Origin of the sequence: Achromobacter sp. (assembly GCF_049647645.1) — a bacterium.
In the GTDB taxonomy this organism is placed as follows: domain Bacteria; phylum Pseudomonadota; class Gammaproteobacteria; order Burkholderiales; family Burkholderiaceae_B; genus Achromobacter.
Genome location: NZ_JBARYB010000229.1, coordinates 1 through 10285, shown reverse-complemented (window position 1 = coordinate 10285; position 10285 = coordinate 1). Strand labels below are relative to the sequence as shown.

The 10285-nt window shown below is 66.5% G+C and carries 11 protein-coding genes; 10 read left to right on the top strand and 1 reads right to left on the bottom strand.

The features are described 5' to 3' along the window. Nucleotides 1-73 precede the first annotated feature (73 nt). Nucleotides 74-943 (bottom strand): VOC family protein, encoded by an 870-nt coding sequence (locus WBB14_RS26975; RefSeq protein ID WP_424242478.1) that lies wholly within the window; start codon nt 941-943, stop codon nt 74-76. A 161-nt stretch (nt 944-1104) separates the two neighbouring features. Here WBB14_RS26975 and WBB14_RS26970 point away from each other — a divergent pair, with 161 nt between their 5' ends. From WBB14_RS26970 to WBB14_RS26925, 10 genes are all read left to right on the top strand, one after another. Beyond that, nucleotides 1105-1971, top strand: coding sequence for a hypothetical protein (locus WBB14_RS26970; protein WP_424242477.1), 867 nt, complete (start codon nt 1105-1107; stop codon nt 1969-1971). 35 nt (nt 1972-2006) lie between these two features. Next, nucleotides 2007-2663 carry a hypothetical protein gene (locus WBB14_RS26965; RefSeq protein ID WP_424242476.1) on the top strand — a complete coding sequence of 219 codons (657 nt, stop codon included), beginning with the start codon at nt 2007-2009 and terminating at the stop codon, nt 2661-2663. A 198-nt stretch (nt 2664-2861) separates the two neighbouring features. Beyond that, nucleotides 2862-3698: a transporter substrate-binding domain-containing protein gene (locus tag WBB14_RS26960; protein WP_424242475.1), complete on the top strand. Its 837-nt coding sequence runs from the start codon at nt 2862-2864 to the stop codon at nt 3696-3698. A gap of 13 nt (nt 3699-3711) precedes the next feature. Beyond that, entirely contained in the window at nt 3712-4449 is a 738-nt protein-coding gene (locus WBB14_RS26955; RefSeq protein ID WP_424242474.1) for an amino acid ABC transporter permease, read from the top strand. Further along, on the top strand, nt 4439-5248 hold the full coding sequence (locus tag WBB14_RS26950; RefSeq protein ID WP_424242473.1) for an amino acid ABC transporter permease: 810 nt from the start codon (nt 4439-4441) through the stop codon (nt 5246-5248). Before WBB14_RS26955 ends, WBB14_RS26950 begins: the two co-directional genes overlap by 11 nt. Further along, nucleotides 5235-6101: an amino acid ABC transporter ATP-binding protein gene (locus tag WBB14_RS26945; protein ID WP_424242472.1), complete on the top strand. Its 867-nt coding sequence runs from the start codon at nt 5235-5237 to the stop codon at nt 6099-6101. The genes WBB14_RS26950 and WBB14_RS26945 overlap by 14 nt, the downstream gene beginning before the upstream one ends. A gap of 62 nt (nt 6102-6163) precedes the next feature. Next, a complete protein-coding gene (gene metC, locus WBB14_RS26940) occupies nt 6164-7378 on the top strand; it encodes a cystathionine beta-lyase (protein WP_424242471.1) in 1215 nt (404 codons plus the stop codon). A 122-nt stretch (nt 7379-7500) separates the two neighbouring features. After that, entirely contained in the window at nt 7501-7851 is a 351-nt protein-coding gene (locus WBB14_RS26935) for a VOC family protein (protein WP_424242470.1), read from the top strand. A gap of 8 nt (nt 7852-7859) precedes the next feature. Further along, nucleotides 7860-8789, top strand: a complete 930-nt coding sequence (locus WBB14_RS26930; protein WP_424242469.1) for a CysB family HTH-type transcriptional regulator — start codon at nt 7860-7862, stop codon at nt 8787-8789. A 126-nt stretch (nt 8790-8915) separates the two neighbouring features. Further along, the coding region (locus tag WBB14_RS26925; protein ID WP_424242468.1) for a rhodanese-like domain-containing protein at nt 8916-10285 on the top strand (1370 nt) is incomplete at its 3' end.

Sequence of the window (10285 nt, the reverse complement as noted above, 5' to 3'; positions counted from 1 at the left end):
GCCAGGAAGACCCGGCGCGCCGCCGCGTAATCGGTGGAAAAGCAGCTCCAGTAGCCGGGCAGGGGCTGGCCCATCACGCCTCCTGCACGAAGACTTGCAACGCGCCGGCGGCATGCTCGGGAGCCACCGCTAGTTCGTCTTGCGCATTGGCGTGGTACGCGACCTGATGGGTATCGAACCAGGCGCGCGTGTCCCGGATATTGCGCACGCCGATGACGGAACCTGCGAACCAGCCGCCTTGGCTGCTGGCCGGCAGGCCAGATGGCACGCGGACTCGCGGAAAGCGCTGTTCGAACGCGGCGGGCGCCAGGAAGTCGATGCGCAGGCTGCCGCGCCGCACTTGCAGTCCCTGGTCCGGCAGTTCGCTGATGGCGATGGCGCCCAACACGCGTTCATACGCGGCGCGCAGGGAGCGCGGCTCGGGATGCACCGCGATCAGGGCTTCGATGCGGCGCGCGCCGTTGGCGTGATCCTGCCATTCGGGGCGATACACCAGGTGGCGCGTGAGATGGCCGCAGGTGAAGAAGTCCGGCACCGCGAACAGTCCGGCGGGAAACTGGGTGTTGTTCCAGGCCGCGTCCTCGCTGCCTTCGGGCAGGAGCACCGGCCTGCCACCGCGCAGAGGCGGTTCGGCCGCTATGCCCAGGCGCGCCAGCTCGGCATGCACGGCGCTGCTGTCGGTAGTTTGCAGGGCGACGGATACCGGGCCTTCGTAAGCGTCGTCGAAGCCGGCAAAGCGCGACTGGTCCCGCAGTTCCGGGGGAAAGGCCAGCAGCTGCAGGTAGTTGGCGTCCAGGATCAGCGTCTGGTTGCGCGTGCCGCGATGGTGCCGGCCTTGCGGCGCCAGGGCGAATCCCAGCTTCTGGTATTGCTCGGTTGCGGCCTGCAGGCCATGCACCCGGATGATGTAGTGGTCCAGTCCGGTGACTGAGGGTATGGACATCGTGTTTCCTGATTTTTCTTGACGGAAACAGGCAGTCTGGCCGATGCGAAGTCGGGCCAAAACGATTGAATTCGCATGTGGATATCTGTTTTCTGATGAGGGGTTCCGCGTGGCGATAGAATGCGGACTCCGACATGCGTCCAGCCAGCAAAAAAAAATCCGTGCCTGTTGTCCGTTCACCCGCCAGCTATCGCGCCAAAGCCCCCGCCAGCATTGCGCTGGCGCTCGCATTGTTGATGGCCGGCGCCGCGCAGGCGCAGGGTGCGGCGCCCGCGACGGGCAAGGTCAGCGAGGCCGTGGGCGATTTCCGGATCGAGGGATATGAAGATTCGCGGCTGCGCCAGATCAAATACCGCGGCAATACCTATCGGCCGTTGAATGCCTACGAGTTCATCCACGTGCGCGCGCTGGGCCCGACGATGGGCGGCCAGCCGGTGTTGCTGGCCGTGTCGAACGATTTCATGGGCGTGGGCACGATTTTGATCGCGGTGCAGAACGACACGCCGCTGGCGCGCGTGCTGAGCCCGACCATCGACACGCGTGATCCCGATCTGGGCCTGCCGCAGCCCGGGCGCAAGGACTTGCTGCTGTTTACGGCGGGCTCGCGCGCGCTGGTCACGTCGACCGGGAAAGTGCTGTGGTTCGAGCATCTGCTGCTGCCCAAGGAATACCAACCGTCGGGAGGCATGCTGGTGTCGGTATCGCCGGACAATGGCAGCGGCGCCTTGCTGCTGGACAACGAGATCCGTCTGAGCAGGGCGGACGAGGGTGTCTACGCGCGCGTGCCATTCACGAGGGCGATGCAGGGCAAGGCCTTCAAGCCGCTATGGGACGAGAGCTATGCGACTGCGCGCAAGACGCATGACGAGGGACGCCGCATCGATCAGCGCCGTCTGTACGACAAGCTGAAAGCCGAATGGATCAACCGGAATTTCCGCTGGCACGAGACCGCGCAAGGCTGGCAACTGCGGGGGCAGGGGCTGGACTCATCGCCAGTCCCGGCACAGGAACGCGGAGAGGTCCGATGATGGCGCGCGCCAGGTTCCGGCGGGCCGCAAGAAGCATGCCGCGCTTGGCGGCGTCGGCGCTGCTGGCGGGGCTGATGGCGGGGTGCGCGACGCAACCTGATGTTTTTGAAAAGCACCTGCGCAGCGAAGACGCGAACCCTGCGGACGCCGCGCTGACGCTGGACGTCACCTTCGCCCGCGCGCCCGACCATGATCCCAAGTCGAATGTGTACGGCGGCGCCGCGCAGCGTGTCGAGTATTCGGGCTATCCCAGTATCGACGTGCCCTTCTATCGAAAGGGCCTGGGTTTCGAGCTGGGCGTGCTGGGGGATCCGCGGGCGTTGCTGGCATTGCCGTATCCTTCGCCCAAGGCCGATGCGTCCACGGTCAAGCTGAAGATCTTCGGCCAACGCCTGGATGCCAGGCACTATCGTTTCCTGGTCCTGCCACGGCCCGGTTGGCGCAGCCTGGACAGCTTCCAGGTGTCGTTCGCCATCAATGGCCGGCGCGAGGGCATGACGTTTGCCTATAGCGCCCAGACCACGTGCGACAGCAGCTTCGACGTGACGACGCCCACCTACGGCTTCGGCATGTCGGTCTCGGCAAGTTTCCCCGGCGGCAAGCCGGGCTGCCTCAAGGCTTGCGACGCGCGGCCGGGCTATCCGGGTCATTGCGCTTTCTTTTCCGGCTTCGAGACCGTACCTGGCCTGTAGCGCCGTTGTTCCACCCCGCAGCAGTTTCTGCCGAGTACGCGGCGATGTGGTTCTGGCACGCCGCCGGGCACGGCCGCGCCGGTGGACTTCAAGCGGAATCGGGCGGCGCGCATATTCATATCTGAAAGTCTTCTTTGTCGTGGCGTGCGTGGGCAAGCAGCATGGAGGTCCGTTCACTGCTCTCCAATAGACAACGACATGGCAACTCGCAAGACACCGGGCGGCGCCCGCATCGCAATTTCCCTGGCGCTGGCCCTGGGCGCCGGCACGGCGCAGGCCGACGCCACCCTGGACAAGGTCAAGGAGCGCGGAACGATCACCATAGGCGTGCTGGCCAATGGCGGCGTGTTCGGCTCGCTGGATCCGGCCACGCAGCAGCTGGTGGGCTGGAATCCGGAGTTGGCGCGCGAGCTCGCCAAGGATCTGGGTGTGAAGGCGGAACTGGTGCAGGTGCAGACCGCCACGCGCACGCAGTTCCTGATTTCCGGCAAGGTGGACTTGCTGATCGCGTCCATGGAACTGAACCCCGAGCGCGCCGAGATCCTGGGCTATGCGCCTACGCCGTTCTTCCGGGTAGGCGGCACGGCCGCCACGCTCAAGACCAGCGGCATTGCCAAATGGGAAGACCTGCGCGGTAAGCCGGTGTGCGTGTCGCAGGGCAGCAGCTTCGCGCGGCCTTTGTCGGCGGACTACGGCGCGGTGGTCAAGGGCTACAAGAGTTCGTCGGATTCGCTGCTGGCGCTGCGCGGCGGCCAGTGCGTCGCGGCCGTGCACGACTCGACCTTGATCCAGCCGCTGCTGCGCAGCAATCCGGAATGGAAGGACTACCACGCGCCCATCGCCTCCGAGGTACTGCCGGCCAACTCGGTGGTCTGGACCCGCAAGGGCGAGGCCGACACCATCGCCGCCGTGGACAAGGTGGTGCAGGACTGGCACCGCAGGGGGTGGCTGATCGCCACCGAAACGCGCCTGGGCATCGCCCCGCCGCAACCGCTGCTGCAGGAACTGCACGCGAAGTACAAGCAGGGCAGTTGAGGCGGGCCGGGGCATGTTCGAATCGGCATTGCAAGCCTGGGTCGGCTTCTTCAAGCCGCTGGGCCTGAACTACAGCTTTGTGCTGGACGCGGGCGAGCTGTCGGCATTTGGCCGCGGACTGCTGGTCACGCTGCAGCTATGCGCGTGGACCATACCGGCCAGCCTGCTGTTCGGCGTCCTGATCGCCGCGGGCCTGACCAGCGGCCGCGCCTGGCTGGCCCGGCCGCTGCAGGCCTTCGTGGAGGTCACGCGCAATACGCCCACGCTGGTGCAGCTGTACTGCGCCTTCCTGGTGCTGAACATGCTGATCACGCAAAAACTGGGCGGCGGTAGCCCGATAGCGCCGTTCGCCTGGGTAGTGATCGTGGTGGCGCTGCACAAGGGCGTGTTCCATGCCGAGGCCCTGCGCGCGGGCATCGAAGCGGTGCCTGCGGTGACGATGGAGGCGGCGCGCTCGCTGGCGTTTTCGCGGCGCCAGATCCTGACCCAGGTGCAGTTGCCGCTGGCGCTGCGCTTTGCCTTGCCGGCGCTGGTCAACAACCTGGTGGACCTGGTGAAGATGACCGCGATCGCCTCGGCCATCGCGGTGGGCGACGTGACCTATGAATCCGTCATGATCTGGTCGTACCGCGACAACGTGTTGGAACTGCTGCTGCTGATCCTGCTGTATTTCGGCGTGCTGACGTGGCTGGTTGGCCTGGGCGGGAGATGGCTGGAAGCGCATTTGAGGATGCCGGGCTATGGGCAATGATCTGGTGTTGCAGGCGGGGGCATCGGGGCGTCGGCCGCCGGCGGCTTTGCGCGATCCCTGGCTGGCAGTATTCCTGGCGCTGGCGGCCCTGAACCTGGCTTGGGCGGCCACCGGCACGGCGCCGGCCGCGGTGCAGGCGCTGTGGCAGTGGTCGCCCGCCTTGTTGCGCGGGCTGGCGATGAACATCCAGCTCAGCGTGCTGGCCATGGCGCTCGGCACGCTGGCCGGGCTGGTGGTGGGCGCGGCGTCTCTGTCGCCGTCGCCGTTGCTGCGCCGGCTGACGCGCGCCTACGTGCTGCTGTTCCGCAATGCGCCCATCCTGGTGTTGGTGTACTTCACCACCTATGTGTTTCCCTTCGAGCTCAAGCTGGGCGGGTGGAACCTGCCGTTTCCGGACTGGATCAAGGTGGTGATCGGCCTGGGGCTGCCCGCCAGCGCCAATGTGGCCGAGATTTTCCGCGGCGCGATCCAGTCCATCCCCAGCGCCCAATGGGAGGCCGCGCAATCACTGGCGTTCCGGCGCTCGCAGATCTTCCGCATGATCGTGTTGCCGCAGTGCCTGCGGCGGATGCTGCCGTCCTGGATGAATCTGTACGCCAGCATCACCATGAGCACGTCGTTGGCCTCGCTGGTGGGCGTGCACGATCTGGTCGATGTGGCCACGGTGGCCAGCAATACGGTGTCGCGCACCGACTTCACCATACTGGTCTATTTCACGCTATTGGCGCTTTTCTTCGCCTATTGCTATCCCATCGCGCGCTGGACGCGGTATCTGGAAAGACGCCATGAGCACTATTGAATTCGAGGCGCGCGCCGCCGCTTTCCAAGCGGCCGCCCAGACCCCGCTGGTCAGCCTGCAGGACGTGCACCTGGCTTTTGGCCAGACCGAGGTGCTCAAGGGCATAGACGTCGAGATCAAGCAGGGCCAGGCGGTGTCCATCATCGGACCTTCGGGTTCGGGCAAGTCCACCATCCTGCGCTGCATGACCGGGTTGCTGCGTCCGCAGCGCGGCCGCATCCAGGTCGGGGGCGTGCGCGTGGATGCCTTGAAGACCGAGTCCGAGCTGATTGGGTTGCGCAGGCGCGTGGGCTTCGTGTTCCAGCAGTACAACCTGTTCCCGCACCTGAGCGTGCTGCAGAACCTGACGATCTCGCCCATCAAGGTGGCCGGGCTGCCGCGGGCGCAGGCCGAGGCGCGGGCGCGCGAGCTGCTGGCCAAGGTGCGGATGGCGCACAAGGAGGACGCCTATCCCGGCGAGCTGTCCGGCGGCCAGCAGCAGCGGGTGGCGATTGCGCGCGCGCTGGCGTTGCAGCCCGAGTTGATCCTGTTCGATGAAGTGACTTCCGCGCTGGATCCGGAGATGGTCGGTGAAGTCCTGACCGTGATCCGCGAACTGGTGCAGGACGGCCTGACCTGCGTGCTGGTCACCCATGAAATGCGCTTTGCCGAAGAGGTCAGCGACACCGTGTATTTCACGGAGGCCGGCCGCATCGTCGAGTCCGGCCCGCCGGCGCGTCTGTTCGGGGCGCCCGCCAGCGAGCGCACGCGCGCCTTCCTGCAGCGCGCGGTGGGTGCGGCGCCGCTGCGGGAAAGCGTTCCCGATCCCATGCAGGCTTACCTGAATTTCGATCCACTGCGCCTGGCAGTGTGAACCATGATGGAGTTGCACATGACTTTCGTGTCCTCGATTTCCAACCATGCCGAGGTGCGCGCATGAGCCTGGCAAACGCCCGCGTCCAGACCCGGCTGGTGCATGCGGGATCGCCCGATCTGAAGCAGGGCTCCGGACCGGTGAACGTGCCGGTAGTGCGCACCAGCACCGTGCGTTTCGCCGACACGGCTGTGCAGGCGGCCATGGGCCGGCAGCGCGCGGCCGGCGAGCGCGTGGCGACCTATGGCCGCCATGGGCTGGATACCCATCAGGCCCTGGAAGTGGCGGTGGCGTCGCTGGAAGGCGGCTATCGTACGCTGCTGGCGCCTTCGGGGCTGTCGGCCATTGTGTTGGTGCTGCTGGCGACGCTGGCGCCGGGCGAGCACGCGCTGGTGGCCGACAGCGTCTATTCGCCAGTGCGCAAAGTGGACCGCGCGCTGCTGCAGCGCTATGGGATCGAGGTGGAATATTTTTCCGCCACGCGCGACGAACTGGAGCCGCTGATCCGTCCGAACACGCGCCTGCTGTATCTGGAGTCGCCCAGTTCGCTGCTGTACGAGGTGCAGGACCTGCCGGCGCTGGCCGCCGTGGCGCGGCGGCATGGCGTGCTGCTGGCGGCCGACAATACCTGGAGCGGTGGGCTGTACTACCAGCCGCTGGCGCTGGGCGCGCACATTTCCATCCAGGCGGCGACCAAGTATCTGGCGGGGCATTCGGATGTGATGATGGGGGTGGTCACCGTGGACAGTGCCGAACTGGCCAGGCAAGTGGGCGCGGCCCACGACGCCCTGGGCCTGTCCGTGGGCGCGGACGATGCCTACCTGACCCTGCGCGGCCTGCGCACGCTGGATGTGAGGTTGGCGCGGCACCATGAAAACGCGCTGGCCGTGGCCGGGTATCTGGCGCGGCATGAGGACGTCGCAAGAGTCTATTACCCGGCACTGGAGCAGGACCCGGGCCACGCCCTGTGGCGGCGGGATTTCAGCGGTGCCAGCGGCCTGGTGTCGTTCGCGTTCCGGCATGCCGATGCCGCAGCCGCCGCGCGCTTCATCGATGCCTTGCGCTATTTTTCCATCGGCGCTTCATGGGGCGGCTACGAAAGCCTTGCGCTGGAGGCCGCGCCCGAGCGCCTGGCCGAGCACAGCCATTGGCGGGACGGTCCGCAGACGCAATCGGTGGTGCGCTTGCACATCGGACTGGAAAGTCCGCTCGACCTGATAGCGGACCTGGAGCGCGCCTTCGCGGCCACGCGCGAGGCTCTGCGGCGCAGCGCTTGAGGCATATGCAAATGAGCGGTTTTCTTTAGGGTTTCCGGCTATGTAGAAGCAACATATACCTCTTTGTCCGTTGGTACCCGCGGCCACTAGAATTTGCCCTGTTCCATGTTTGGCGGCAGGGCATGTCTACTATTCTTTCCATCGGATCGGTGCAGCTTCCTTTTCTTGCTCAACGGCAGGAAGCGGTACGCGAGTTCTATCGGCATACCATCGGCTTGGACGAAGTGGCCGGGGCCGGCGGCCAGCGCCTGTTGTTCGCGTTGGGCGAGGCGACCTTGTCGCTGTCTCCCGTGGAGGAGATCAGCCGGGCAGTCAGGCCTGACTATCTGGCTCTCAGGACCCGCGCCTATGATGACATCCTGGCGCGTCTGCGCCTGGCGGGACTCCACCCGGTTTGTTCCCTGCCCGATGCCGAGCCGCGCGTGATGTACGTGAAAGATCCGTCCGGCAATCAGCTGGCTTTCCTGGGCTGAGGCGGGCGATGAACTTCCAGCAATTGCGCTCCGTGCGCGAAGCCGTGCGCCAGGACTTCAACCTGACCGACGTCTCCGAAAGCCTGCATACGTCGCAGCCAGGCGTCAGCCGCCAGATCCGCGAACTCGAGGAAGAGGTGGGCGTGGATATCTTCGTGCGCTCGGGCAAGCGGCTCATAGGCCTGACCCCGCCTGGCGAATTGATCCTGCCCCTGGTCGAGCAGATCCTGCAATGCGCGGACAACATCCGGCACGCGGGGGCCGAGTATGCGGACAGCCGGACCGGCGTGCTGTCCATCGCGGCCACCCATTCGCAGGCGCGCTACGCCTTGCCGCCCGTCATCAAGGAGTTCCGCGAACGCTATCCCGAGGTGGTGCTGCACCTGCACCAGGGCTCGCCCAAGCAGGTGTCGGAAATGCTGCTGGAGGGCGAGGCCGACATAGGGGTGGCGACGGAAGCCGTGGCCGACTATCCGGGGCTCGTCAACCTGCCTTGCTACCGCTGGAGCCATAGCGTCATCGTGCCTCGCGGCCATCTGCTGGAGCGCCAGCCGGATGGCGTCACCCTGTCGCAGCTCTCGCGCTACCCCCTCATTACCTACGGGCGCGGCTACACGGGCCGGGCACATATCGACGAGGCCTTCGCGCGGGCCGGCATCACGCCCGACATCGTCATGACGGCGATGGACGCGGACGTGATCAAGACCTATGTCGAACTGGGCCTGGGCCTGGGCATCGTGGCCTCCGTGGCCTGGGATGCCGAGCGCGACACGCGCCTGTGCGCCATCGACGCCCGTCATCTGTTCGAGATCAACCTGACGCGGCTGGCGATACGGCGCGGCGCATGGTTGCGCGGCTATGCCTTTCACTTCGTCGAGATGTTCGTACCGACGTTGACGCGCGAAATCGTCGAGCGTGAATTGAAGGGCGAAGGCTGAGGCGCGCGGCGACAGGCGCGTCGCCCGGCAGCGCGCGCATATCCATAGTTGCATCGCTTCGTTGCCGGCGCAGGTCGGGCGCACGTAGCCTGACCCATTCTTCCATACGGAATCCCGGGTCATCTCATGAGCACATCTCAACATCCGTCCGCAGCCGCGAGCATCCACACCGAACGCGCAGAGGCCGTGCGCGAATTCATTGCACAGGCGCGGCGGCTTGCGCCCGACGCGGCCAGCGCCACGCGCGAGCAGCTGGGGCAGGTGGCGGCGCTGCTGGAAGCGCTGGGGCGGCGCCGGGAGCTGTTCCCGAAGGAGGCGTTCGCCGTGGTCCCCGGCAGGCCCACCGCCATCTACCGGTTGGCCGAGGACCTGGACGGCGGCCATGCGCTATACCTGTCCCTGGGTGCGCCGGGCAAGGCCCAGCCGCCCCACGACCACACGACCTGGGCCATCATCGCCGGCGTGCAAGGCAATGAGCGCAACGAGGTCTATGCGCGCGAGCGCAGCGCCGATCCCCTGCGGGACGTGTTGACCCATGTGCAGCGGGTGGACGTGGGGCCGGGCAGCTCCATTGTGCTGGGTCCGGAGGACGTGCATACCATCGAACTGGTAGGCGATGAGGCCGGCGCGCATCTGCATTTCTACGGACTGGCCCTGGACCGCCTGCATGGCCGGGTGGTGTTCGAGAGCACCGCGGGCGGCAGCTACCGCACATTCTCTCCGCCCGCCGCCATCTATCACGCGCGCATCCCGCCGCAGGCCTTGCAGGACGAGTTGCGCGGCGCGGGTGAAATCGCCGTGCTGGACGTGCGTGAGGCGGGGCGCTACGCGCGCCGACATCTGCTGCATGCCGTGCCGGCGCCGCTGTGGCGGCTGGAACAGTTGGCGGACAGGCTGGTGCCTCGCCGTAATGCCCGCGTCGTGCTGGTGGACGATGATGAGACGCTGGCGCATCAGGCCGCCGCCAAGCTGGCGCGCCTGGGCTGGACGGATATTGCGGTGCTGGCCGGCGGCACGGACGCTTGGGAGAAGGAGGGCCGCGAGCTTTACTCGGGCACCAATGTACCCAGCAAGGCCTTCGGCGAAGTGATCGAACACGAAAAGCACACCCCTTGGATAGACGTGGACGAGCTGCACGAACGGGTGGCGCGCGGCGACGACATCGTGGTGGTGGACAGCCGGACCCCCGAAGAATTCCACAATTTCACGCTGCCTTTCGCGCACAGCCTGCCGGGCGCGGAGCTGCTCTACCGCATCGGCGAACTGGCGCCGGATCCCAAAACCTTTGTGGTGGTGAACTGCGCCGGGCGCACCCGAAGCATCGTCGGCGCGCAGACGCTGATCGATGCCGGCATACCCAACCGCGTCGTCTCGCTGCGCAACGGCACCATGCAGTGGCTGCTGTCAGGCCGCGAACTCGCCTACGGCAGGCAGGCCGCGCTGCCGGAACCCGGAGAGCAGGCGCTGGCAGCGGCCCGCCCGCAGGCGGCCGGCGT